The sequence below is a fragment of the Idiomarina sp. D18 genome (assembly GCF_057748155.1).
Genome location: NZ_CM173240.1, coordinates 817254 through 842062 on the forward strand (window position 1 = coordinate 817254; position 24809 = coordinate 842062).

Consider the following 24809-nt stretch of genomic DNA (forward strand, 5'->3'; position numbering starts at 1 on the left):
TGGGATGAAAAAGATTTATGTGAGTGGAATTTTTATGCTCGTGCTATGGACAGCACCTTCCCTTGCACAGGCGCAATCAGATGCGAATGACTCGAGTTCGGTGTCTCAAGAAAATACCTCAGATGGTTGGCTTGAGCAGTTTAGATATGGTTTAGAGACCTCCGTTGAGTCCAGCGCTCGCTGGGTTGACAGTTTTTTTGCTGACCGAGGCATGAACAGTGGTGAACATGAAACTTATGGACGCTTAACAGTCGCGCCGCAGTGGTCGGGTTACCATAAGTTTGAAGTCGATTCACGATTTCGTGCCCGATTTCAGCTGCCACACGCAAAAAAAGATTTCTCGGCTTTTCTAGGCCAAGTCGACGAGGGTGAGTTTTTAGACCAGCAGGACGTGGGTAAGCCTTCAGTGATCAACTCTCCAAATACAGATGATGAGTGGCTTATTGGGCTAGGTTTTAGCCGTCAAGTAAACGAAGCACACCGGTTGACCTACAGTGTTGGGGTGCGGGGCGGTATTAAGCTTGATACCTATGCGCGTGCTCGCTATCGGGTTGATAGCATTTTGTCAGATATCAGTTTAATGCGCTGGGAATCCTCAATATTTTGGCGCGATAGTGATGGTTTTGGTGTTGCACAACGTATCGATACCGAAACTCAATTAACAACACATGTTGTCGCTAAATGGTCCGCGATCGGGACCTTTGCTCAAGAGACGCAGGGTGTGCGGTGGGGCTCATCGGCAACGGTCTATTTTTTAACAGGTAATGATCATGCCTATGCAACAGAAATTTGGTCCGAAGGAGAAAACGAAGCTCCTGTTACGGTAACGGATTATGGTATTCGGGTACTTGATAGACGCCGAATATACAAGTCGTGGCTGTTGATGGAGACATGGGTGGGGCACCATTGGCCTCGAGAGGAACGTTATGAAACCCGTCGAGGCCACTGGATGCTAGGTGTTGAGTTTGAGCTCAGGTTTGGTAACAAGCAACATTAGAACTCAACATCGATAAACACTGGATCGTGATCCGATGAGCGATAGGGTCCCACCTTGAAGTACTCGGTATCTTGGTAGCTAAATACCGTGGGTTCATCACTATTATAATGAATATGTTGGACATTTTTAACGCTGTCGGTCAAACCCTGATCAATAAACACGTGGTCTAGCGCACCGGCTTGACTATCAAATACATAAGAGTATTCGTCGGCGTGCGAGACGTTACTAAAACCATGGTTGGCTATGTACTGTACCGGATCTTCTTTGTAGTAGGCGTTGAAGTCCCCCAATAGCACAGGTGCTGGGAATGCATTTTGCTTGACCCACTCGATTAGCGCCGCGGCTGAGTCAAGGCGTTGCTGATTCCAGCAATATTGACCATCATTTTGGTTGGCGTTAGGTCCATTGTCAGGGCATCCACCTTTCGACTTGAAGTGGTTTACGATAACGGTAAATTGCTGCCCGGATTGCTTGTCCTCCAACACTTGCGCTAAAGGTGGTCGGCTACCTGAGCGGAAAGGACCTTGAGTTATTGTATGCGCATGACCAATCGGTTTAACGCGATTACGATTGTAAATGAGACCGACAGCAATTTGATCGTCACCTAATCGTTGAGCTCTTGGCTCGGCGATAACATACGGGCTATCTTGTGCCTCATTTAACTGATTAACGAGCTGTACAATTGCACTGTCGGAGCCGTAACCGTCATTCTCAACCTCCATTAAGCCAAACACATCGGCGTCAATGTCGACCAGCGCTGAGACAATTTTAGCTTGTTGGCGTTGATACGCATCGAAGCTTTTCGCACCGCGTTCGGTCGGGAAACCATTTTTGTCACCTTCGCCATTGAACAGGTTCAGCACATTAAAGCTTGAGATTCGTAGATACTCATTCTTTGCCTTGGGTGTCTCTGGCTCGCTAATATGTTTTGCGACTACGGCTTCCGTAGGCTGAATGCGTGCTCTACCACGAAACTCTGTAAGAATGCCAACAATCGGCATCATCGTTGTTCCGCTGCGCATTGAGTTTTGCGCTGAGCTCGTCAGCTGTTCAAACGGAAGTGTGTTGGGTTCTACATCACTGTTATCGTCTACTTGAACACGATTCAATTGGTTGATGCGCATTTGCTCGCGTGCGTCAGCGCCTGGCTCAACAATTTGTGATGGTGTAAACAAACGACCACTGGATACGTCAAAGTAGCCATGACGTGGTAATTGATAATGACCGGAGATTGTTAGTTCTTGCCCACTTTCGGCGACTAATGTAACTAACATATTCTCCAGTTGCTCGCGTTGTTCATTACTTTCAAAAGGCAACTTAACTTCAACGGGCGCGGGTAGCGGGCGTGCTTGAGGGCATGCCGAAAGCGAAGTCACGTCAACGAGACGTGTTTGTTCGTTGGCTTCTGTCACCTGTCCTGTAACAACCACAAAATCGCCTTCTGAAAAAGGTTGTTGGGTTGTTGAGCTAACAAATAAACCTTCAGATGTTCTCGGGTTGTTATCGGGCTCTGTGCTTTGTATGAAAAATCCAGCCAGCTGATCGTTAGCCGTCCATTTTCCTGTGACTGTTCCCGAAGTGGTTACGTTCTGCCCAACTAGAGGAGATTGCCATTCCTCACCTTGAATAGTGGATATCGGGGTAATCTCGGCTTGCTTTTCACCACAGTCTTGAGCATAGGCGGCTGTGGCATTGAGTAGCACAGCCATGGCGATAAAAAGTTTATTCATGAATGCTTGTCCATTTTGTGATAACTACCTACTTCCAAGACGGGGGCTGCGTCAAGCCGCTCAGCATCCATCATGGTCGCAATTCGTTGCATTGATGATAGCAGCAAGGATTGCTCCCACTCATCAAGTGCTTGAAACCTCTCAATAAAGTCTTCCTGTAAGGGTTGTGGCGCTTGAGCCAGTAGCGATTGACCTTGCTCGGTAATGTACATCAACACTCGACGTTTATCGGTGTTGCTACGTCGACGATAGATTAAACCGCGATGCTCCATTCGCTCAATAACATTTGAGACCGTTGCCGGGCTTAACGTGATATTTTGCGCGACTTCACTTGCGGTAATACCATCCCGAGCAACAATTTCACGTAGAATGAGTAACTGTGGCGCGGTTAATCCCGAGTATTTGTTGAGTTGTTTGGAGTGCAGATCAATGGCTCGAATGACTTTACGTAACGCGAGTAAAAGCTCTTCATACTTTTCCATTGTCGCTCCTAAAAGTTGAAACCGGTGGTCTAATAGCGTCGCGCAGATAAATCGGTACGACGTATTTGTACAATCATACCCAATTTGGGGTGATCAAAGTAGTGTGTTTCGTGACTAATCACCCGACGTAACTGGTCAAAGCGGTAGCTACGCAAAAATCGCTCTTCCTCAGTTTTATCCTGCGTTGAGGTCAGCAATGTTGACGCTTGTGCGGCAAGATCGCCATTCGGCGGAGCGATGAAAACTTCCTCACGAAGATTAAAATCGCCTTTGATATGTAAATAATTGCCCACTAGAAAGATATGAAGTGTGCCATCGAGTTCCCACACCGGCTTACTATTGGGTTCAGTTTGCAACGGTGCGAGGGACTGTCCGTCCTCATTTGCACCAAAACGGTGTTGCCCCTTTGCGAGAATGTCGAATAATTGCTCTATGTTCTGCATCCGTTGAGAGAGCGGGTCAAGTTCGTTACGAACGGTGCTAGGAGCGAACTTGACTGAATCTTGAGGTTTCATAAAGCCGTTAAACTGATATCGATCAGCAAAGTTTTTACCGCCGTAAAGATGAAACTTGTAACCATCATCACGACCAAACACAGGTTGTCGCCAAGCTAGGTGCAGCAAGGGCTGTGCTAAGCCGCGCTGCTCCAGCGTTTGCTCGGTTTCATTCAGCACCCAGTGGCTTTTAGGGACTAAAAAAGGACTGCGGGCATCTTTGATATCTTTTTCAGGGCCAAAAAAATGAACAGGAAGTTTGACGAGCTGTGAGAGTTTGCTCGGACGGTTGAAAGGACTACCATTTATTTCGATGCTAAGACGTTCGTCCTCATAACTACAGGGCAGGGCATTCCATTGCCAGTTGTGCTCTGCAAGTTCACAAAGTGGTAAATTGGCTCGCAAGTTGTGGTGATTTGCATTGACTACTTGTGCAATCAAGTCATTTGCATTGGAAGTATCAATTGGTTCAAGATGAAGCGGAAACTGTTCACTGATATCTTGCTCAACTGTGTGTTTGAATAGCAACACTTCAACTTCAAACCAGCGCCAGTATTCAGGGTCCTGCTTGGCTTGTGCTTTGGGTAAAGCGAATAGACTGCTCAGCGTCAGTAACCCAAAAACTAGCCCCTTACACTTCATGTTGTTTTCCTCAGATCTATTTATCACTAGCAAGCTCATCTAAAAGCGACTGTATCAGTTCTAAGCGGCTTTGAGTATCCTCAATCGACTGAGTGACTCTGAGTTTCGTCGGTCCCTCGAGGCGATAATGATTCGGACATTTTTGGATGAGCCCGATAATGGTCTCCGGCTTCACCTTAGTTGTTTCACCAAACTCTATCGTACCGCCTTGATTACCCATATCAATTTTACGTATTCCTAACGCTTCTGAGTGGTTGCGTATGCGTGTTTGTGCGATTAAGTTTTTGCTAGCTTGGGGTAACAAGCCAAATCGATCGATAAGCTCAACCTGAATATCCTCGAGTTGTTCATCATTATTGCAACCAGCAATACGCTTATAAATGTTCAAGCGAATATTAACATCGGCAATATAGTCATCAGGTAACAAAGCGGGAATACGCAAATCAATTTCTGCTCGGTTTCGGGTTAACCCCTCAAGCGTTGGTTCCTGACCATTCTTAAGAGATTCTACAGCTTGCTCTAACATATCAGTGTAGAGTGTAAAGCCAATACTCTCTATTTGACCGCTTTGGTCATCACCCAGTAATTCGCCCGCGCCACGAATTTCGAGATCGTGTGTCGCAAGCATGAATCCGGCACCTAGATCTTCTAGTTGTGCGATAGCCTCAAGCCGTTTTAGGGCGTCTTTTGTCATTCGTTTTGGGTGAGGCGTTAATAAATAGGCATACGCTTGGTGGTGAGAGCGCCCCACACGTCCCCTTAGCTGATGTAACTGAGCTAGACCAAGATGGTCTGCGCGATCAATGATAATGGTATTAGCCGACGGCACGTCGATGCCGGTTTCTATGATGGTCGTACAAACCAACACATTAAAACGTTGATGATAAAAGTCGCTCATGATGCGTTCAAGTTCACGCTCCCGCATTTGTCCATGAGCAACTGTGACGCTTGCCTCGGGAACAAGCGCTTCTATTTCTCTTGCCGTTTTTTCAATGGTGTCTACATTGTTGTGTAGAAAGTATACCTGTCCGCCCCGCAACGTTTCCCGTAAGATTGCTTCGCGAATAGTGGCATTGTCGTGTTCTCTAACAAAGGTCTTAACTGCTAAACGCCGCGCCGGAGGGGTTGCGATGATGGATAAATCACGAATGTTGTTCATCGCCATATTCAGTGTGCGGGGAATCGGCGTGGCAGTTAATGTTAATATATCGACGTTAGCACGTAATCTTTTTATCGCTTCCTTCTGACGAACACCAAAGCGGTGCTCTTCATCGACGATCAATAAACCAAGCGCTTTCGCGTTGATGTCGCCCTGTAATAGCTTATGAGTACCAATCAAAATATCGACTTGACCGCTTTCAGTATCGGCAATAATTTGCTTTGACTGCTTAGCGGTCTTAAAGCGTGATAGCACCTCGATACGCACGGGCCAGTCGGCAAATCGGTCTTTAAAGTTGTCGTAATGTTGTTGAGCTAACAAGGTTGTAGGCACCAAAACCATCACCTGACGACTGTCGTTTACAGCAATAAAAGCGGCACGCATCGCGACTTCCGTTTTACCAAAGCCTACATCGCCACAAACCAGACGGTCCATCGGGTGGGGCGCCGCCATATCTTGCACTACCGCATTAATTGCGTTCAGTTGGTCGGTCGTTTCTTCAAATGGAAAACTATCCGCAAAACGTTGGTAGTCGTCTGCATCAATGGTAAAGCCATATCCTTCGTTGGACGCTCGTTTTGCATAAACATCAAGTAATTCTGCCGCTACATCGCGGATCTTCTCAGCCGCTCGTTTTTTGGCTTTCTCCCAACTGTCGTTTCCGAGTTTATGCAGTGGGGCATGGTTCTCCTCCCCCCCGCTATAACGACTCAATACATCCAGGCTTGCCACGGGTACATACAGCTTTGATTGTTGAGCGTATTCGATAGTGACAAATTCAGTGGTGACGTTGCCCGCGTCAAGAGTTGTTAGGCCTTGATAGCGACCCACACCGTGGTCTATGTGAACCACAGGTTGTCCAATTTTGAGTTCGGCTAAGTTGCGAATGAGCGCGTCGGAGCTTTGCGTCGGTTTTTGTTCACGTCGACGTCGTTGTGAGACACGATTGCCCATCAACTCGGTTTCGGTAATTAGATAGATATTTTCTGATTTTAAATGAACCGAATTAATGATGGGGCCGACTGTCAGTGCCAGCGGTTCATTGGATTGTTCAAAGTCACTGAAGTGAACAACACTCGGTGCAGGGTAACCAATGCGCCCAAGTATATCGTGCAGTGCTTCTTTTCGTCCGGCGGACTCGGTGACGAATAGCAAACGTTGCCCCTGATCTATCGCAGTGCTGATCAACTGCTTCAGCTTGGCAAAGGGTTGCTTATTTTGATGTTCCGCAGCGATGTCTGTCACAGGTGCAGTATTGAAGGACACCGCACCGGGTGTTGGTTTACCGCTTGGAATTGCGGCTCGAATGCGACGCATTTGCTTAAAGCGGCTATGAACCTGCTCCGCCAACATGAATATTTCGTTTGGATGTAATAACGGCTTCTGCTGATCGTAGCGTCGTTGCTCATAACGATGATTTATATCGATCCAGAGCTTCTCAAGAGTGCCTTGAATATCGCCAAAGGTAACGAGCAATGCGTCGTTAGGTAGGTAATCAAATAATGTCGCCGTTTGTTCAAAAAACAACGGTAAGTAGTACTCAATGCCACCTGGCGTTTGGCCTTTACTTACTTGCTGGTAAAGTGATTCGCGCTCATGACTTATTTCGAAACGCTCTCTAAAGGCTGAACGGAAATGCTCTATACCAGCCTTCGTTAACGGAAACTCATGAGCCGGGAGGAGTTTGACGGATTCAACCGGTGTCAAAGAGCGTTGTGTTTCAGGATCAAACGGACGGATGCTATCAATTTCGTTGTCAAAGAAATCAATCCGATAGGGGGTTGTACTGCCCATCGGAAACAGGTCTAAGATTGAGCCACGACTACTAAACTCACCGTGTTCCATGACTTGCTCAACTGCACGATAGCCATTACGCTCAAGTTGCTCGCGCAACGCAAGGGCATCAAGTTGTTGGTTGACGGTGAGGTTGAGCGACTGACTTTGCACAAACTCGACTGGGGCAATACGTTGTAACAGCGTGTTTAAGCTAACAATTAACGCGCCACGTCGGGCTTGCGGGAGACGGGCAAGCACGCTCAGACGTTCGGAAATGATGTCTTGATGTGGTGAAAAGGTGTCATAAGGTAGCGTTTCCCAGTCTGGGAAAACGGTAATATCATCATGATAATCTGTATGCTCACCTGCGAAATAGCGAACTTCCTGTTCCAGCCGGTGCGCTTGATTTGCATCGGCGGTCACGACAAGTACCCGCCCAGGCGTTCTATCTATGACTTTTGCTAGCGCCAATGCAGGTGAGCTTCCGTTGAGATCGGTCCAACTGATGTCTTTCTGAGGCGAGTCTGTGTAAGGGGGATTAAAAACCGAAACTTTAGTCATGACAACCTAATGTTAACTACAATTCTGTGTTGCATTATACTTAAATCACCGGCAATTTGGATGTTATCGCTCGGAGTTTTCTGATTTGCTCGATTGTTTGCGTTGCTCTGCTCGCGCTTTGAGGTGACGAGTCTGGCTATGCAAGCTGTGACGTATTACGTGTTCATGGTCCTGCTCCCTAATCTGAGCAAATTGGAAGGTCGCTTGATAGTTGTCATCGGATATTGTTTCAGACTCAGTGCACTCGACATAGCAATAGATAGCCAGCGACTCCTCGCGAAATATTAAATTAGCCTGAAAAGTATCGCCCACAGTCCATCTCGTGTCAGAATTGACACGAAACCCACCGCCACCAAATTCATGAGCGGTAAGTGCATACTCGTTACCGTGTGTTTGACTCAATAAATATCCGAGCATCATTCCCATTCTCTGGTTGATGAGTGCTAAGGCATCAACGAGCGCAGGAGAGTTCGGGTTTTCTGAACGCACTCGCTGGAGTGCCGACTGATCACTCCCAGCGAGCTCTGAGCAAAGCTTAAAAAGCTCCGGGATCTCTGACTGAAGTGCCTGTTCAGAAGGAACAGAGTCCACCGCTACGGGCGTCAGTTGCACAGGTAAGCTATCAGCTACAGTAAAATAGTCGCCAATAGGACGTAAATTAATAGACTGATTTGGCTGCATTTTTGTCTCGCAAAGTTGTCAGGCTGCTAACAACTCATTATCCTTGAGCTTTCCTAATAAGCAACCATCATTTCAAGGGCGTCGTTTGCGGTCAATTACACTTTCTATTGCGTTGAGATATAGCCGAACAAAAGCGTACTCGGCGTTCACTCGGTTTATTCAACGATTTGCATTAGGCGGAATCGCTGTCGGAGTGATGGCGTTGGTTGTCGTGATGTCCGTAATGAATGGCTTTGAGAATGAGCTTAAACAAAGAATTCTAGGCGGTGTACCCCACGTTCAGCTCTACGGTGATCATGTGCTTGCTGAGCTTGATGATGTAACCGAAAAACTACCAAAAGGCGCGTTGCAGTCGGTTTCTCCTTATGTGTCTACCGAAGCGCTTGTGCAAGTGCCGGGTAATCTTGCCGTCGTGACGTTACAAGGTTTTGATACCGGTGATTCGGCTCATCGCACGATTCCGACAGCGCTCGAGCAGGCATTAATAGCGGGACAGTGGAGTCGACTTGCAACGGGTGAATACAATATTATTTTAGGTCAAACGCTTGCAAATCAACTGAAGTTAGCGATTGGTGATAAGGTACGTATCGTCTCATCGAAGGGGGCCGTCTATAGTCCACTCGGTATGCTCCCCTCACAGCGAACTTTTCGACTGGTGGGGATTTTTGCAATGCAATCTGACTTAGACAAGCACTTAGCGGTTGCAAACATTGATGATGTAGCCCGTTTAATTCGTGATCCCCGTGCAGCACAAAAGCAAGTTCAGCTCCAGCTCAATGATGCCTTCAATGCGCCGAAAGTAGCTTCAATCATTCGTTCGAATAGCACATTGTCCGTGACGGATTGGCGACAACGTTATGGTCAACTGTTTGATGCGGTCGGTATGGAAAAACGTATGATGTGGTTGATGCTCGCACTGATCATTGCTGTTGCCGCATTTAATACACTGTCGGCGTTGGCGATGGTGATTGATGATAAACGCCATGATATCGCAATTTTACAAACCATTGGCTTAACTCAGGCTCAAGTGCGTCGAGTATTTCTCATTCAGGGCTGTTATATAGGGGTTGTGGGTACCTCGGTAGGGTTGTTGCTAGGTATCCTTTTGGCGCTGTTTATTAACCCTATTTTGCAAGCACTGGGAACGCATTTTGTTGCCGGTTTAGGACAACAGCTCCCCGTTCAATTTGAGTGGACGCAGGTCTGCTTCATCGCTTTTTTCGCACTGATACTCGCCCTTGTTGCCGCTTTCTACCCAGCAGCCAAAGCGGCACAAACTGAACCTTCCGAGGCGTTAAGATATGACTAATGATTTGATCACAGCCCACAATGTGAACAAGACTTTCCGAGATGGTGATAACCAAGTAACAGTGTTGAAGCACGTTAACCTTGAAGTTAAACATGGCGAGGTGATGGCAATAGTTGGCAGTTCAGGTTCTGGTAAAAGTACATTGCTTCATATATTGGCCGGCTTAGATGTCCCATCATCCGGTGAGGTGTATTTTGAGGATGCTGAAATTACACAGTTAACGGGCTCACAAAAGGCGCAGCTTAGAAACCAAAATATTGGCTTTGTGTATCAGTTTCATCACTTGTTACCAGAGTTTGACGCATTGGAGAATGTTGCGATGCCGCTCCGTATCTCGGGTGAGACTGAGAGCATTGCAACTGAGCGTGCGCAGCTTTTACTTGAACGAGTGGGTTTATCCGAACGAATGCATCACCGTCCCGCGCAGTTGTCTGGTGGTGAACGTCAGCGAGTGGCGATCGCTCGCGCATTCGCCAATAAGCCCAAACTCGTGGTTGCGGATGAGCCAACGGGTAATTTGGATGGGCAAACGGCAGAGTCGGTGTTTGAGTTGATTCTTGAAATGAATAAAGAATTTGGTACGGCATTTATTATTGTTACGCATGATATGGCGCTTGCTGAGCGGATAGGCTCGGTTTATCGACTCCATGATGGCTGTTTAACTGCTGTGGATACGATTTAATGCTTACATTTAAATTAGCTCAACGCTTTTCTGAACGCCGCAGTCGTTCAGGTTTATTCGCCTTTATTGCATCATCATCGACGGTGGGTATTGTGCTCGGTTGTGCTGTGTTGATAGCGAGCCTGTCAATGATGAATGGCTTTGAGAACGTGTTAGAACAGAAGTTACTTAAAGCGGTTCCTCATGCTTCATTTACCAAAGTAGAAGGCACCTTTGATAACTGGGCACGTATCGTCAAAATCGCCAAACGTGATAGCCGAGTCGCTGAGGCTTATCCGGTGATCAAACAAACTGCGATGCTTCGTTCGGGTGATCAGTTCAAAGGAATCATGTTAGAGGGTATCGCACCTAATGGTCCTCATCCGAGTGCCACTGAGTTTTTTACTGACGGTGCGCGAGCGCAACTCAATCAACTCAACACCATCGTGTTGGGTCAGGGTATTGCGCACACTTACGGTGTTGAGGTGGGTGATACATTAGAACTGTTGGTTGCCGATAAAAGCAGTCAACAGTTTCGCTCGCCGCAACGTCACCGTTTGAAAGTCGTCGGACTATTTGAGTTCGGTGGTGAACTCGATCATCAAATGGGCTATGTCAGTCTTGATACGGCTCGCGTTATTGGTGAAATTAAACACGGTGTCTCGACGGTAGAATTAAAAGTAACTGACGTTTTTCAAGCGCCTCAGGTGGCGAATTCAGTGGGTAATCAGTTACCCGAGTTGGTGTATGTCGATCACTGGATGCGTACGCAGGGACACCTTTACCGTGATATTGAGCTCGTTCGCACGGTGATTTACTTGGTTCTCGTACTCGTGATGGCGGTTGCATGCTTTAATATTGTTTCCACATTAGTCATGACAGTGACAAAGAAGCGACCGCAGATCGCAATGTTGAAAACAATGGGATTAGATAACCGTCGTATTGTTGCTACGTTCTTTTGGCAAGGCACGTTGAGTGGATTGAAAGGTGCATTTTGGGGGAGCCTATGGGGCGTTGCATTGGCTTCTGCGTTACCGCAAATCATTCTTCTATTGGAGCAAGCATTACACTTTCAGGTTTTATCCGACGATGTATACTTCGTCAGTGAAGTACCGTCTGTGTGGCGTTGGATTGATGTCGTGCTGGTGTGTTGTGTCGCAATTACGATGAGTGCGATTGCCACACTTTATCCTGCGTGGCGAGCAACACAAATAGAACCTGCGCAAGCATTACATGAACATCATTAATTGCGCTGTTTACCACGATGTTGGCGCGCCTCCCAGGCGCGCACAACGGATACACGCCACATAACACGAATGGTAATGTAACTCACCAAACTTGTTAGCGTGCCCATTATAAAACAGCCGAGTAAAAATGCGGGACCGATGGTCTCGATACTATAGATAAGCCAGTCCCAACTTAATTCAAAATTAAAAGGATGCGCGGGTGCAGAAAGGACCACGCGACCAACTTCGTAGCAGAAATAAAACAGGGGTGGCATGGTAATGGGGTTAGATACCCAGACTAAGCCAACTGACAGCGGAAGGTTGACCCGAAACATAATGGCGCCTGCTGCGGCTAGAAGCATTTGAAACGGAACCGGGATAAATGCACAAAATAACCCCACCGCAAACGCACCCGAGGCAGAGCGGCGATTTAAGTGCCACAAGTTAGCATCATGCAATAATGAACCAAATACCCTCAGTGCGCGTGTTTGGCGAATTTTTTCATGATTCGGCATCCATTTTTTGATCATGCGTCTTGCCATTGCAATTCCCGTTTACATCTAATTGTGCGACTGAACTGGAAACACCGAATGGGATACAGCTCGTTAACTTTGCTCGCCGGAACAGTAATGGCGCTGTATTCTACTCACTTAATCGAAACGTGGCTAGTCGCATTCGTGATTGTTGTGGTGAGTTGCCTTGTACCGTTTTGTTCCCACTTTCGACGATTTCTTGTCCATTTTATTTTACTTCTTATAGGAATACTGTCAGGAACTTATTTTGTATCAAACCTGGCTGAGCAACAGAGCCAACTGCCGGACCGCGAGTGGTTGTTGGTTCACTTAAAAATAGAGCAAGTTGATTACCACGGTGATGAGAGAAGTCGCTTTGTTGCCGAATTGTCCCGAGTCTCGTTTGCGGGGCGCGTCCTCGTCGAGGACTGTCAATGCCGGGTGCAATTATATTGGTATGGCGACTCGAAGAGGTATCAATTAGCACCTGGACAGCGTTATAGCGCCGAAATCAATTTAAAAAATCCAACCACATATTGGAATCAGGGAGGTGAACGGCCGGCGCGCTACCTGTGGGCTAAGCAGCTCGCAAAGCAAGGTTACGTGCGCGCTATGAAACTAAATCAGGTAGCGCCATCCCTCCGTTGGCGTATCTACGATTCGTTTCAACACGCTGATCTTGAGTTTCGCGGCTTACTGCAAGCGTTAGCAATCGGTTATAGAGGTGACATCCCGCAGGCGCAACGCGTGGTTTGGCAACGTCATGGTTTGCAACATCTCATGGCGATTTCTGGGTTACATATCAGTTTGGTTGCGGGACTTGTTTTTTTATTGATTAGGCAGTGTCTATCGGTGTTTCCTCACCGTGGATTCTTACTGCGTAACCGAGAGCGTTTAGTCTTGAACCCAGTCGCTGCAGTTATTGCGTTGTTGGGTGCACTTATATACACCGCATTAGCTGGCTTTGCTATTTCAGCACAACGCGCATGGCTTATGTTGTTGCTTTTTTGGGGGCAGCGATGGCTCGGTTTAACGACCCGATCATGGAAAAGGCTTTGGTATGCCGCGATTATCTTGGTCGTAAGCGACCCGGGTAGTTGGCACGATATTGGTTTTTGGTTTTCAATTTTAGCTGTCACCGTCATTTTATTGTGCCAGTGGAGTTGGCGAAATAAGCCATCTGCATCGTGGGTAACACGTATCTGGCAGACCTTCTACCTGCAATTATTATTCTTAACCCTGATGGGGCCGATATCGCTAGCGTTGTTTGACGGCGTGTCATTGATTGCACCGTTTTCCAATCTATTCGTTGTGCCTATTATTGCTATCTGGGTGCTTCCCTTAACGCTTCTGGGCGCAATAGCAGCGATGTGTTGGTCAGATAGTTTTGCAGCGAATCTCTGGTGGCTAGCCGAACAGCCGTTAATAGCGATTCAGCCATTACTAACAACGCTTGCTGATGTGCCGCTAGTATGGTTTTCGAGCACATTACCGACAGTCACTGGCACGATTTTTTGGTTATTCGCGCTGGCGCTGCTGTTGCCGTATTGGCTACCGCGGTATTTCTCGATAGGAAGTGCTGTGTTGGCGGCTATTGCAAGCGGTTATTATTTCTTAGAACGAGGGCAAAAAGCGGATGTTATGTTTCATGTGTTGGATGTCGGTCAAGCGCAGGCGCTGGTCATTGAACGGCAACATAAGGCTTGGCTTATCGATTTGGGACGAAGGTTCTATCGTGGACGTGGTCACTTTGAGTCAGTGATTGAACCCTTTCTTAAGCAACGTGGCTTGACGGTAGAGCGGGTTTCTATTACTCACAGTGATTCAGATCACAGTGGCGACTGGCGTTTAGCACAAACGCGGCTACCCAATGCGCAATGGTTTGGCACGATGACTCAGCAGCCGTGTCAAGTTGGGCAGCGCGGACGCTGGCGCGGTATTTCTTGGAAGGTACTGTGGCCAAACCGCGTCGATGTTAAAAATAGTAACGCGGCGTCGTGTGTTTACCAATTTAGCTATGGTGCCATTGACTGGCTAATAACGGGCGACATCGGTTTTGCCGAAGAGCGTATGATGGTTGAAGAGCAATTAGTTGGGCCTGTTGAAATACTGGTGGCACCGCATCATGCCAGTGCTTTTTCGTTAGGGTCGTTGCTACTTGAGGCGACTCAGCCTGACGTGACCTTAGTCAGTGTCGGACGTTCCAACGCCTATGGAATGCCCGATATGTATACTCAACAAAGAGCGCTAGATTTCGGCAGTGAATGGGCGACGACGGCAGATTGGGGGCAGTTATCGATTGCTATCAAAGACCGTGTGTGGCGCTTGAAAACACCCGCGTTATTCGACAAAACGAATGCAAAGTCCTACAGTTCGACTAGCCAACCGTGATATAAAGCAGATAAAATAGCTGGGATTTTCAGAAACTAATGGCATTGCATGGATTCTAACAAGGAACAAACGAGCTCACTTAAGCGGCTCGCATCTTATATAAAGCCTTACAAATCTGCCTTTATCGTCGCTATCATCGGTATGTTGGGCTACGCAGGCGTCGATACTCTCTTTTTCTCACAAATTGAAACACTCATAGACGAAGGTTTGACTCAACAAGACTCAAGTGTCTTGCTGTGGGGGGCCGTATTCGTGCCGGTGTTTTTTATTGTGCGCGGGTTATTCAACTTCATTTCTACCTATTTCTTAAGCTGGGTGGGTTTTAAAGTGGTAACACGCATGCGTCAGCAACTGTTTGAGCACCTCATGAAGCTACCGGTGGCGTTTCATGACAACCATTCTACGGGTGACTTGATATCTAAAATCACTTACGACACCCAACAGGTGGCCGAAGCAAGCAGTCGTGCTTTACTGATCTTAATCCGTGATGGCGGATTTGTAGTCGGTTTGTTGTGTTTGATGTTTTATCAGAGCTGGCAGCTTAGCTTGGTTTTCTTGGTGATTGGGCCCGTCATTGCTAAATTTGTCGGAGTTGTATCGAAACGTTTTCGTGTTGTCAGTGGGCGTATTCAGACTGCGATGGGGAACGTCACGACCACTGCCGAACAAATGATCAACGGGCACAAAGTTGTGGTCATGCATGAAGGTCAAAAGCTCGAGTCAAAACGCTTTGGCGAAATCAACAACATCACTCGCAACCAAAACATGAAACTGGTGAGCACGCGCGCGATCAGCACATCGGTGATCCAGTTTATTGCGTCGTTGAGCTTGGCGATGGTCCTCGTTATTGCCAGTTTTCCCGAGATGTTGGAAAACTTATCGGCGGGTGCGTTTACCACGTTATTGACATCAATGATTATGTTGCTGCGACCATTGAAACAGTTGAGTAACGTGAATAGTGATTTTCAGCGCGGCTTAGCCGCCGCCTCAAGTGTATTCGAGATTCTCGACCAGCCCATTGAAGTTGACAAGGGCACACATATGGTGGAACGAGTTAAAGGTGATATTGAGTTTAATCATGTGACGTTTCGCTATAATGAACACGAAGACCCCGCTTTGGACGATATCAGCTTTGCGGTGGGAGAAGGTAAGACCCTCGCTTTAGTAGGGCGCTCGGGGAGCGGCAAATCAACGATTTCAAATCTATTAACTCGCTTTTATGACGTAACTAACGGCGAAGTGACGATTGATGGGCGGAACATACAAGATTACCGTTTAAAATGTTTACGTCGTCAGATTGCGTTAGTGTCGCAGCATGTCACACTCTTTAACGATACTATTGCCAATAATATTGCCTACGGAACATCAAAGAATGTTTCGCGAGAAGATATTATTAAGGCCGCAGAGCAAGCTTACGTCACCGAGTTTACGGACAATATGAGTCACGGCTTAGACACCATGGTGGGCGAAAACGGCGTCATGCTATCAGGTGGACAACGCCAACGTATCGCTATCGCGCGTGCGTTACTGCAGGATGCACCTATTTTGATACTCGATGAGGCGACGTCAGCGCTTGATACAGAGTCTGAGCGTCATATTCAAAAAGCATTGGGCGTGTTACGTACCAATCGAACTTCAATTGTAATAGCACATCGTTTATCCACGATTGAGAATGCCGATGAAATATTAGTCATGGATAACGGGCATATTGTCGAGCGTGGGGATCATCAGTCGTTATTAGCGAACGAGGGACCTTATTACCAGCTACATAACCTGCAATTTAGTGGAGTTAATTAGATGTGGCTCGAGCGACAATGGTATCGCAAACGCTTACACCCGTTATTGTATCTTCTTACGCCACTGTCGCTGCTGTTTTGGCTGCTGACCAATTTGCGACGTTCGTTTTATCGTATGGGGTTGATACGGTCATTTAAGGCGCCTGTACCCGTGCTTGTGGTCGGCAACATTAGTGTGGGCGGTACCGGCAAAACACCAACGGTCGTGGCTTTAGTTGATATGCTTAAATCTGAGGGCTACACACCGGGCATTGTGAGTCGAGGTTACGGTGCTAAAGCTCAAAGTCCGCATCATGTCGCGGTCGACGATACTGCTGAGTTAGCGGGAGATGAACCGCTGATGTTACGTCAGATTACCGGTGTACCTGTGGTTATTAGCCCCAACCGCGCCGACGCGACTAAACACCTTTTAGCCGAACATCCGAACATTGATTTCGTTATTAGCGATGATGGTATGCAACACTATGCGCTGGGTCGTGACTTAGAAGTAATTTTGGTCGATGCTGAGCGAGGTCTAGGTAATGGTTGGCTGTTACCAACAGGTCCATTGAGAGAAGGACCTTGGCGTTTGCGTGGAGCGCGTTGGGTATTGTCACTCTATGCTCAACACCCGTTTGCTCACTATGTGGGCGAGGTGAAAGCACAGGCTTGGCGACGTGTCATTGATGACGAAGTGGTTGAGCTGCCAGAACATGGCGCATTTTACGCGTTGGCCGGCATTGGTAATCCAGAGCGGTTTTTTACTAGTTTACGTCATCAAGGCATCGAGCTTGCCAGTACGCAAGCGTTTCCTGATCATTACCGGTTTACAGCCGACGATTTGCAGGTGTTCAAAGATAAAACGCTACTGATGACTCAGAAAGATGCCGCGAAGTGTCGTGGCATGGCGACAGATAATTGGTACTATCAACCGATATCTGCACAATTTCCTGATAAATTTAAGGCTGATTTGCTTGAGGCAATTCGGCATATTCATAAATGAGGTTTAACCGTGAGTTTTGATAAAGGTTTACTGAACATAATTGCCTGCCCTAGTTGTAAAGGCAAGTTAGTGTGGCATGAGGCCAAGCAGTGGCTCGTTTGTCGAGGCGAACAATTAGCATTTGAGCTGGAAGAGGGCATCCCTGTGCTTATGAGCGAAAAGGCTAAAACGTTGAGTTCGGATGAGATGGAGCAGGTACCTTTATGAGTTTTACTGTAATTATTCCTGCGCGTTACCCATCGAGCCGTTTACCAGGTAAACCTCTAGCCGATATTGGCGGCAAGCCGATGATTCAACATGTTTATGAGCGCGCTTTGCAAAGTGGTGCGGCTGAAGTGATTATTGCTACAGATGACCAGCGTATTGCTGACGAAGTGGAACGTTTTGGTGGACGCAGTATGCTGACCTCAAGCGAACATCAATCGGGTACAGAACGGCTGGCTGAGGTCGTAGAGCAGTTGGCCTTGTCCGAAGATCAAGTCGTGGTTAATGTTCAAGGTGATGAGCCTTTTATTCCGCCTGAAATTATCCGGCAAGTGGCTGATAACTTGGCGAATCAACGTGTTGCACCGATGGCGACATTAGCAGTGCCGATGGCGACCTCCGATGAAGTGTTCAACCCGAATGCAGTAAAGGTGGTATGTGACTCGGCAGGATACGCGCTTTACTTCAGTCGAGCGCCTATTCCTTATAACCGTGAACAATTTAAGTCATTGAACAATCAGCAGCCCGAACAGGTCGATGGTTACATGCGGCATATCGGCATTTATGCCTATCGTGCGGACTTTATTAAACGCTATGTAGCTTGGAATGAGAGTCCGCTTGAGCGGATTGAATCGTTAGAGCAATTGCGCGTCCTGTGGCATGGCGAGAAAATTCATGTTGCTGAGGCCATTATGCCCCCAGCCGCAGGGATTGATACGCCAGAGGACTTAGAACAAGCCCGCCAGCGTATAAAATAAAGCGCGTAGCAGCGATGGTTAGTCCATCGCTGCCATCTGCGCATACTCATCTTCGAAAAAGAACTTGTCCTCACCAAAGGCCGGTTTCAATTGATGTAACCAAGTTGCGTCTGGGTCATATTTAGCAAAGAATGGACGCTGTACCCAGTCTGGATTACGGCCTTGAATGAAGCGTAACGCGAAGACTTTTTCGCCTGCCACTTCAGTCACACCTTGTACCTCAACTTTACCAGGACCTGCACTCATCGATGGACCTCGAACTGTGCGCGCAATACCCGATACTTGTTGATAAGCTTGTTGGAATACTTCCCATGTACGCTCGAGCGGTACTTCAAAGTAACGTTTAGCACCCGTGTCACGCTCGACAAACATGTAGTAGGGGATCATACCGAGCTGCACTTCGCGCTCCCACATATCCGCCCATACTTTAGGGTCGTCATTAATGTGGCGTAATAAAGGCGCCTGACAGCGTATCTGTGCGCCTGTGGCACGTAAACGACGAATTGCTTCTTCGCAGACTTCGGTGCGTAATTCGTTGTGATGGTTCAAATGCGCCATAATGGAGACATGTTTCCCCCCACGCACAAGCCTCTCAAGCAAACGCATTAATTCATCAGCGTCGGGGTCCGTAATGAAGCGGTACGGCCAAAATGTTAGCGCTTTGGTGCCAATACGGATCGTTTTAATATGGTCGAATTCAGGCTGCAGTAGCCCCTCCAAATAATGCTTCAACTTACGTGTACGCATGACCATTGGGTCACCGCCTGTAACGAGTAAGTCAGTCACTTCTTTATGCTGTGCCAGATAGCGATGTAGTTGATCGGCATCATTGGAGTTGAAGCGTGTCGCTTTACCGACGAACTGAGCCCAGCGGAAACAAAAGGTGCAATAGCTATGGCAGTACTGACCTTGAGCAGGGAAAAATAAAACCGTTTCGCGATACTTGTGCTGCATGCCTGGCAATGGTTCGCCATCGACGTGAGGTACGTTCATCTGCATTTGCCCGGCTGGGTGCGGATTCATCTCTTGGCGCAACTGAGTAGCGAGGTCAAAGACTTCATTGGTCGTATGCTTGCCTGACATCAAATCAGCCATACGTTGGAATGCACTGGGATCGAGCATATCTTTTTGTGGAAAGGTGAGCTGAAACAGCGGATCGTTAGGTACGTTTTCCCAGTCGATGAGCTCATTAAAAACATACTCGTTGACTCGGAACGGTAATACGTTCGCGACCACTTTCATTTCGAATCGAATATCATCGGGTACGCGTTTAAGTGCTTCAATCTTATCCAACTGACGATGTTGGTAAACTTTGAAGCGACGCGGAGTAATTACGGGTTGCTGTACGTTAACTACTTGCTGCATAAGCCTCTCTATATGTTGTAAGTGCCATTAGCGGCGCAATAGACAAAATTGCGCTGTATTATAATGAAATTACCCTGTGGTTGCACGTAAACCGTGGGATTTAATCGTATGTACTCTTAATAAAATCGATTGTGGCAATCGCTCAAACCGGTACAGTGATGGGGAATTAGAGGCGCCTTTATCCTGTCATCGAGCGCAAAAAAAGCGCCCCTCGGGGCGCTCTGTATGTCTTTGCAGGTCACTTACGATACCGCTTACTTCTTGATCGGTTTGAAGTCGCGCTGCGTGTGGCCTGTGTATAATTGGCGAGGACGGCCGATTTTTTGGCTCTCTTCGCTCATCATCTCGTGCCAGTGTGATACCCAACCGACCGTACGCGATAACGCAAAGATTACTGTGAACATGTTGGTTGGAATACCAATCGCTTTAAGTACGATACCTGAGTAGAAATCGACGTTCGGGAACAACTTCTTCTCTACAAAGTAGTCGTCTTCAAGCGCGATGCGCTCAAGTTCCATCGCAACATCCAACAATGGATCGTCACGTTTCAATTCTTTCAGTACTTCGTGGCATGACTCACGCATGACCGTCGCACGTGGGTCCATGTTCTTATAAACACGGTGACCAAAGCCCATAAGGCGGAACGGGTCGTTCTTGTCTTTTGCTTTTTCGATGTACTTAGGAATGTTTTCTACTGAACCAATTTCAGCCAACATACGCAAACATGCTTCGTTGGCACCACCGTGTGCAGGACCCCATAGCGATGCAACACCTGACGCGATACATGCGTATGGATTAGCACCTGAAGAGCCTGCTAAACGAACAGTCGACGTTGAAGCGTTTTGTTCGTGGTCGGCGTGAAGGATAAAGATACGGTCCATTGCTTTTGCAACAGCAGGGCTAATTTCATAATCCTCTGCAGGTACAGAAAACATCATGTTCAGGAAGTTTTCCGCATAGCCTAAGTCGTTACGCGGATAAACGAACGGTTGACCGATGCTGAACTTGTAAGCCATCGCTGCGATTGTCGGAATTTTCGCAATCAAGCGGTAGGCGCTACGTAAGCGTTGATCTGGATCATGAATGTCCAAATCATCGTGGTAGAACGAAGACAATGCGCCCGTAACAGCACATAGCATTGCCATTGGATGAGCATCGCGACGGAAACCATTAAAGAAATTGTGCAAGCCCTGATGAACCATCGTGTGTTTGGTGATGGTTTTACGGAAATCTTGGTATTGCTTTTCATCAGGTGCTTCGCCGTGAAGCAACATGTAGCAGACTTCTAGATAATCCGCTTGGGTGGCGAGATCGCCAATAGGGTAACCGCGGTGCAATAAGACACCGTTTTCACCATCAATATATGTGATCTTAGACTCACATGAGCCGGTTGCTAAAAACCCTGGGTCAAAGGTGAAATATCCGTGTTTGCCTAAGCTGCGGACATCTACGACATCCTTACCAGCAGAAGGGGATAAAACGGGTAACTCAATTGACTGTCCATCGATCTGTAAAGTGGCTTTACGATCAGCCATAAGGACTTCTCCTTGCATCTACTTTTTAAAAAGTGCGCTAATTTAACTCGAAATGCGTGCCAAATGTCAATTTTTGTAAAGGACATGGCAACTCACTCTCGATCATTATACGTGCATAAAGTGAATACAGGATTACATTTTTATGCGAGATACAACTTTAGTCTTAATCCAAATTCTTTCGATGTCCGTTATAGGCATTGGACATTGTAATTCAATGCTATGGTCGATATACTCACATACGTCGAGGTGGCATTAATTAACAGTGCTCCGGGCATTCTTTACATTTCTTGGTGCTTTATTGAAAGGCAATCTATCGTGAAAAAAGAAAGACCTGTAAACTTAGACTTATCTACCATTCAGTTTCCTGCCGCTGCCAAAGCATCTATCCTGCATCGGGTTTCCGGTGTCATTATGCTTGTGTCACTGGCCTTCTTGATTTGGGCGTTCGCAACGTCTCTCAGTGGTCCTGAGGGATTTGCTCAAGTAGAAAGCATAATGACTAGCTTTATCGCGAAGTTCATTGGCTGGGGTATTTTGACAGCGTTAGGATTCCACTTAATCATTGGTATTCGTCACTTGATCATGGATATGGGCTTCTGGGAAGAGCTTGATTCAGGCCGCGCCAGTGCCACTGCATCCATCGTGATTTCGATTATCGTGTCAGTTTTAGTAGGGGTGTGGTTATGGTAAGAGAAGCTGGAACCTTTGGACGTAGCGGCCCGCATGACTTCATTTTGTTGCGTGCTTCAGCAGTCGTTATGTTGCTATATGTCTTGTTCATGGTGGGCTTCTTTGCGTCAACAGCGGACGTAACCTACGCCAACTGGACGGGCTTATTTTCGAATTTGTGGATGAAAGTGTTCACGTTGTTAGCGCTTACCGGCGTGTTAGTACACGGCTGGATTGGTATCTGGCAAGTACTTACGGACTATGTTAAAGCCTCGGGTGTACGCGCTTTTATTCAGTTCGTATTCAGCGTTGGGCTCATCATCGTTTGGCTCACTGGCTTGTTTGTACTGTGGGGTGTGTAAGTGAACGTAAAAACTTTAGAATTTGATGCCGTTGTAATCGGCGCGGGCGGCGCAGGCATGCGTGCTGCGTTGCAAATTTCCCAAGAAGGTATGAGCTGTGCGTTGATGTCCAAAGTGTTTCCAACGCGTTCTCACACTGTTTCTGCGCAGGGTGGTATCACCGTTGCGTTGGGTAACGCCCACGAAGACGATTGGCAATGGCATATGTTTGATACCGTCAAAGGGTCAGACTATATCGGCGACCAAGACGCAATTGAGTACATGTGTAAGAGCGGTCCAGAAGCGATCTTAGAGCTCGAAAACATGGGCTTGCCATTCTCTCGTTTTGAAAATGGTAAAGTGTATCAGCGTCCTTTCGGTGGCCAGTCAAAAGAATTTGGCGGCGAGCAAGCGGCGCGTACAGCGGCTGCCGCGGACCGTACCGGCCACGCTTTGCTACATTTATTGTACCAGCAAAACGTGAAAAACAAGACTACGGTATTCTCTGAGTGGTATGCACTCGACATCGTTAAAAACCAAGACGGCGCTGTGTGCGGTGTCACGACGATGAATATTGAGACCGGCGAAGTCTACTATGTGAAAGCTAAAGCGGTCGTATTGGCGACCGGCGGTGCAGGGCGTATTTATGCTTCTACGACCAACGCGCACATCAATACGGGCGATGGCGTAGGTATGGCATTACGTGCCGGTGTACCTGTACAAGATATGGAAATGTGGCAGTTCCACCCAACCGGTATCGCAGGTGCAGGTTGCTTGGTAACCGAGGGTTGCCGTGGTGAAGGTGGTTACTTGCTTAACAAAGATGGCGAGCGCTTCATGGAACGCTATGCGCCAAACGCAAAAGATTTGGCATCGCGTGACGTCGTTGCACGTTCAATGATGACCGAGATTCGCGAAGGTCGTGGTTGCGATGGCCCTTGGGGTACGCACTTGAAATTGAAGCTCGATCACTTGGGTAAAGAGACGCTTGAAAGCCGTCTACCGGGTGTATGCGACTTATCACGCACGTTTGCTCATGTCGATCCGGTTAAAGAACCGATTCCGGTTATTCCAACCTGTCACTATATGATGGGTGGTATTCCAACAGACGTGAACGGTCAAGTATTGGACATCGATAGAGATGGTCAATCAAAACCAGTACAAGGCCTGTTTGCTTGTGGTGAGATCGCCTGTGTATCGGTACACGGTGCGAACCGCTTAGGTGGTAACTCACTGCTTGACTTGGTCGTATTCGGCCGTGCAACAGGTATGCACTTAGGTGAACACTTGGCTGCGAATGCGGAAGCACGCGAAGCGTCAAAAGACGATGTCGATGCAGCGCTAACCCGCTTTAACCGTTGGGAAAATACCCAGAAAGGTGAAGACCCTGCGCAAATTAAGAAAGACTTGCAGCAATGCATGCAGATGAACTTCTCGGTATTCCGTGAAGGCGATGCGATGGCTGATGGTCTTAAAGAGCTGGCAGAAATCCGCGAGCGTCTGAAAAATGCACGTTTGGATGATACATCTAAAGAGTTCAATACTCAGCGTGTTGAGTGCTTGGAGCTCGATAACTTGATGGAAACAGCTTATTCTACTGCTGTAGCGGCCAACTTCCGTACGGAAAGCCGTGGTGCGCACAGTCGTGCTGACTATCCTGACCGTGACGATGATAACTGGTTAGTACACAGTGTGTACCGCCCAGAAGACGAGCAGATGGTTAAGCGTGAAGTGAATATGGCACCTAAGCTACGTGAAGCTTTCCCTCCGAAAGCACGTACTTATTAATAAGGGGTTAAAACGATGAAAACAGTTAATATTTCGATTTATCGTTACAACCCGGATGTTGATGACGCACCATACATGAAAGACTATTCTCTTGAAATTGAAGAGAATCAGGATTTGATGGTGCTGGATCTTTTGATTAAATTAAAAGAAAAAGATCCGTCGTTAGCGTTCCGGCGCTCATGTCGTGAGGGCGTGTGTGGCTCTGACGGTTTAAACATGAACGGTAAAAATGGTTTGGCATGTATCACGCCAATGTCATCTTTGAAAGGTGGTAAGATCGTGATTCGTCCGTTACCTGGCTTACCGGTCATCCGTGACTTGATTGTAGATATGAGTCAGTTCTACAAACAGTACGAGAAAATTAAGCCGTATCTTATCAATGATGAGAAAACGCCACCGGCGCGTGAACGTCTGCAATCGCCAGAAGAGCGTGCGAAGTTAGACGGCTTATACGAGTGCATTCTCTGTGCTTGTTGCTCAACTTCGTGCCCATCATTCTGGTGGAACCCAGATAAGTTTATCGGTCCTGCCGGTTTGTTGCATGCATACCGTTTCTTGATCGATAGTCGTGACACGGCGACTGAACAGCGTCTTGATGACCTTGACGATGCCTTCAGTGTGTTCCGTTGCCACGGCATCATGAACTGTGTGAATGTTTGTCCTAAAGGGTTGAACCCAACTAAGGCAATCGGACACATTAAATCGATGTTGCTGAGCCGTGCAGTTTAATTGCAACGCCTTAGCAAGAAA

The 24809-nt window shown here is 47.4% G+C and carries 21 protein-coding genes; 13 read left to right on the plus strand and 8 right to left on the minus strand.

Annotation, left to right across the window (positions count from 1 at the left end; all coding sequences use genetic code 11):
* Nucleotides 1-4 precede the first annotated feature (4 nt).
* Nucleotides 5-997, plus strand: coding sequence for a hypothetical protein (locus AC3AP5_RS03900; RefSeq protein ID WP_487327044.1), 993 nt, complete (start codon nt 5-7; stop codon nt 995-997).
* Here AC3AP5_RS03900 and AC3AP5_RS03905 read toward each other — a convergent pair.
* From AC3AP5_RS03905 to AC3AP5_RS03925, 5 genes are all read right to left on the minus strand, one after another.
* The gene (locus tag AC3AP5_RS03905) at nt 994-2727 is read right to left on the minus strand and encodes an ExeM/NucH family extracellular endonuclease (protein ID WP_487327045.1); all 1734 of its coding nucleotides are present in this window, start codon (nt 2725-2727) and stop codon (nt 994-996) included. The genes AC3AP5_RS03900 and AC3AP5_RS03905 overlap by 4 nt on opposite strands.
* Nucleotides 2724-3209, minus strand: coding sequence for a MarR family winged helix-turn-helix transcriptional regulator (locus AC3AP5_RS03910; RefSeq protein WP_006955538.1), 486 nt, complete (start codon nt 3207-3209; stop codon nt 2724-2726). The genes AC3AP5_RS03905 and AC3AP5_RS03910 overlap by 4 nt, the downstream gene beginning before the upstream one ends.
* A gap of 29 nt (nt 3210-3238) precedes the next feature.
* Nucleotides 3239-4345 (minus strand): CsiV family protein, encoded by a 1107-nt coding sequence (locus AC3AP5_RS03915; protein WP_006955537.1) that lies wholly within the window; start codon nt 4343-4345, stop codon nt 3239-3241.
* A gap of 16 nt (nt 4346-4361) precedes the next feature.
* Nucleotides 4362-7841 (minus strand): transcription-repair coupling factor, encoded by a 3480-nt coding sequence (gene mfd, locus AC3AP5_RS03920; protein WP_006955536.1) that lies wholly within the window; start codon nt 7839-7841, stop codon nt 4362-4364.
* A 63-nt stretch (nt 7842-7904) separates the two neighbouring features.
* Nucleotides 7905-8522, minus strand: coding sequence for a PilZ domain-containing protein (locus tag AC3AP5_RS03925; protein ID WP_487327046.1), 618 nt, complete (start codon nt 8520-8522; stop codon nt 7905-7907).
* Between the two features lie 85 nt (nt 8523-8607).
* Between AC3AP5_RS03925 and AC3AP5_RS03930 the strand changes: the two genes are divergently transcribed.
* Genes AC3AP5_RS03930 through AC3AP5_RS03940 form a run of 3 tightly spaced genes read left to right on the plus strand, consistent with a single transcriptional unit; the run spans nt 8608 to nt 11739 of the window.
* Complete coding sequence (locus tag AC3AP5_RS03930) at nt 8608-9831, plus strand: lipoprotein-releasing ABC transporter permease subunit (RefSeq protein ID WP_040487925.1); 1224 nt, start codon at nt 8608-8610, stop codon at nt 9829-9831.
* Nucleotides 9824-10513, plus strand: a complete 690-nt coding sequence (gene lolD / locus AC3AP5_RS03935; RefSeq protein WP_006955533.1) for a lipoprotein-releasing ABC transporter ATP-binding protein LolD — start codon at nt 9824-9826, stop codon at nt 10511-10513. The genes AC3AP5_RS03930 and lolD overlap by 8 nt, the downstream gene beginning before the upstream one ends.
* Nucleotides 10513-11739 carry a lipoprotein-releasing ABC transporter permease subunit gene (locus tag AC3AP5_RS03940; protein ID WP_487327047.1) on the plus strand — a complete coding sequence of 409 codons (1227 nt, stop codon included), beginning with the start codon at nt 10513-10515 and terminating at the stop codon, nt 11737-11739. The genes lolD and AC3AP5_RS03940 overlap by 1 nt, the downstream gene beginning before the upstream one ends.
* On the opposite strand, the gene AC3AP5_RS03945 is transcribed toward AC3AP5_RS03940, so the two are convergent.
* Nucleotides 11736-12260, minus strand: a complete 525-nt coding sequence (locus tag AC3AP5_RS03945; RefSeq protein WP_040487877.1) for a DUF2062 domain-containing protein — start codon at nt 12258-12260, stop codon at nt 11736-11738. The two genes, AC3AP5_RS03940 and AC3AP5_RS03945, sit on opposite strands and share 4 nt — an antisense overlap.
* An 87-nt stretch (nt 12261-12347) precedes the next feature.
* Here AC3AP5_RS03945 and AC3AP5_RS03950 point away from each other — a divergent pair, with 87 nt between their 5' ends.
* The 5 genes from AC3AP5_RS03950 to kdsB are packed head-to-tail and all read left to right on the plus strand — an operon-like array spanning nt 12348 to nt 18361.
* Nucleotides 12348-14621, plus strand: coding sequence for a DNA internalization-related competence protein ComEC/Rec2 (locus tag AC3AP5_RS03950; RefSeq protein WP_487327048.1), 2274 nt, complete (start codon nt 12348-12350; stop codon nt 14619-14621).
* Nucleotides 14622-14669: 48 nt separating this feature from the next.
* Nucleotides 14670-16418: a lipid A export permease/ATP-binding protein MsbA gene (gene msbA / locus AC3AP5_RS03955; RefSeq protein ID WP_006955529.1), complete on the plus strand. Its 1749-nt coding sequence runs from the start codon at nt 14670-14672 to the stop codon at nt 16416-16418.
* Entirely contained in the window at nt 16419-17399 is a 981-nt protein-coding gene (gene lpxK, locus AC3AP5_RS03960) for a tetraacyldisaccharide 4'-kinase (protein ID WP_006955528.1), read from the plus strand.
* 9 nt (nt 17400-17408) lie between these two features.
* Nucleotides 17409-17606: a Trm112 family protein gene (locus tag AC3AP5_RS03965; RefSeq protein ID WP_006955527.1), complete on the plus strand. Its 198-nt coding sequence runs from the start codon at nt 17409-17411 to the stop codon at nt 17604-17606.
* Entirely contained in the window at nt 17603-18361 is a 759-nt protein-coding gene (gene kdsB / locus AC3AP5_RS03970; RefSeq protein WP_287830563.1) for a 3-deoxy-manno-octulosonate cytidylyltransferase, read from the plus strand. The genes AC3AP5_RS03965 and kdsB overlap by 4 nt, the downstream gene beginning before the upstream one ends.
* An 18-nt stretch (nt 18362-18379) precedes the next feature.
* Here kdsB and AC3AP5_RS03975 read toward each other — a convergent pair whose 3' ends face one another.
* Together AC3AP5_RS03975 and gltA are read right to left on the minus strand one after the other, a co-directional pair.
* Nucleotides 18380-19726 carry a KamA family radical SAM protein gene (locus AC3AP5_RS03975; protein WP_487327049.1) on the minus strand — a complete coding sequence of 449 codons (1347 nt, stop codon included), beginning with the start codon at nt 19724-19726 and terminating at the stop codon, nt 18380-18382.
* Between the two features lie 254 nt (nt 19727-19980).
* Nucleotides 19981-21261 carry a citrate synthase gene (gene gltA / locus AC3AP5_RS03980; protein WP_006955524.1) on the minus strand — a complete coding sequence of 427 codons (1281 nt, stop codon included), beginning with the start codon at nt 21259-21261 and terminating at the stop codon, nt 19981-19983.
* 315 nt (nt 21262-21576) lie between these two features.
* Here gltA and sdhC point away from each other — a divergent pair, with 315 nt between their 5' ends.
* The 4 genes from sdhC to AC3AP5_RS04000 are packed head-to-tail and all read left to right on the plus strand — an operon-like array spanning nt 21577 to nt 24788.
* Entirely contained in the window at nt 21577-21951 is a 375-nt protein-coding gene (gene sdhC / locus AC3AP5_RS03985) for a succinate dehydrogenase, cytochrome b556 subunit (RefSeq protein WP_040487923.1), read from the plus strand.
* A complete protein-coding gene (gene sdhD / locus AC3AP5_RS03990; protein WP_006955522.1) occupies nt 21945-22292 on the plus strand; it encodes a succinate dehydrogenase, hydrophobic membrane anchor protein in 348 nt (115 codons plus the stop codon). The genes sdhC and sdhD overlap by 7 nt, the downstream gene beginning before the upstream one ends.
* The gene (gene sdhA / locus AC3AP5_RS03995) at nt 22293-24059 is read left to right on the plus strand and encodes a succinate dehydrogenase flavoprotein subunit (protein ID WP_487327050.1); all 1767 of its coding nucleotides are present in this window, start codon (nt 22293-22295) and stop codon (nt 24057-24059) included.
* Between the two features lie 15 nt (nt 24060-24074).
* A complete protein-coding gene (locus AC3AP5_RS04000) occupies nt 24075-24788 on the plus strand; it encodes a succinate dehydrogenase iron-sulfur subunit (protein WP_006955520.1) in 714 nt (237 codons plus the stop codon).
* Nucleotides 24789-24809 lie beyond the last annotated feature (21 nt).

Excerpts from the sequence above, each read along its gene's own strand:
- AC3AP5_RS03900 (WP_487327044.1), top strand. The coding sequence starts at position 5 with ATGAAAAAGATTTATGTGAGTGGAATTTTTATGCTCGTGCTATGGACA.
- AC3AP5_RS03905 (WP_487327045.1), bottom strand. The coding sequence starts at position 2,727 with ATGAATAAACTTTTTATCGCCATGGCTGTGCTACTCAATGCCACAGCC.
- AC3AP5_RS03910 (WP_006955538.1), bottom strand. The coding sequence starts at position 3,209 with ATGGAAAAGTATGAAGAGCTTTTACTCGCGTTACGTAAAGTCATTCGA.
- AC3AP5_RS03915 (WP_006955537.1), bottom strand. The coding sequence starts at position 4,345 with ATGAAGTGTAAGGGGCTAGTTTTTGGGTTACTGACGCTGAGCAGTCTA.
- mfd (WP_006955536.1), bottom strand. The coding sequence starts at position 7,841 with ATGACTAAAGTTTCGGTTTTTAATCCCCCTTACACAGACTCGCCTCAG.
- AC3AP5_RS03925 (WP_487327046.1), bottom strand. The coding sequence starts at position 8,522 with ATGCAGCCAAATCAGTCTATTAATTTACGTCCTATTGGCGACTATTTT.
- lolD (WP_006955533.1), top strand. The coding sequence starts at position 9,824 with ATGACTAATGATTTGATCACAGCCCACAATGTGAACAAGACTTTCCGA.
- AC3AP5_RS03940 (WP_487327047.1), top strand. The coding sequence starts at position 10,513 with ATGCTTACATTTAAATTAGCTCAACGCTTTTCTGAACGCCGCAGTCGT.
- AC3AP5_RS03945 (WP_040487877.1), bottom strand. The coding sequence starts at position 12,260 with ATGGCAAGACGCATGATCAAAAAATGGATGCCGAATCATGAAAAAATT.
- AC3AP5_RS03950 (WP_487327048.1), top strand. The coding sequence starts at position 12,348 with ATGGCGCTGTATTCTACTCACTTAATCGAAACGTGGCTAGTCGCATTC.
- msbA (WP_006955529.1), top strand. The coding sequence starts at position 14,670 with ATGGATTCTAACAAGGAACAAACGAGCTCACTTAAGCGGCTCGCATCT.
- lpxK (WP_006955528.1), top strand. The coding sequence starts at position 16,419 with ATGTGGCTCGAGCGACAATGGTATCGCAAACGCTTACACCCGTTATTG.
- kdsB (WP_287830563.1), top strand. The coding sequence starts at position 17,603 with ATGAGTTTTACTGTAATTATTCCTGCGCGTTACCCATCGAGCCGTTTA.
- AC3AP5_RS03975 (WP_487327049.1), bottom strand. The coding sequence starts at position 19,726 with ATGCAGCAAGTAGTTAACGTACAGCAACCCGTAATTACTCCGCGTCGC.
- gltA (WP_006955524.1), bottom strand. The coding sequence starts at position 21,261 with ATGGCTGATCGTAAAGCCACTTTACAGATCGATGGACAGTCAATTGAG.
- sdhD (WP_006955522.1), top strand. The coding sequence starts at position 21,945 with ATGGTAAGAGAAGCTGGAACCTTTGGACGTAGCGGCCCGCATGACTTC.
- AC3AP5_RS04000 (WP_006955520.1), top strand. The coding sequence starts at position 24,075 with ATGAAAACAGTTAATATTTCGATTTATCGTTACAACCCGGATGTTGAT.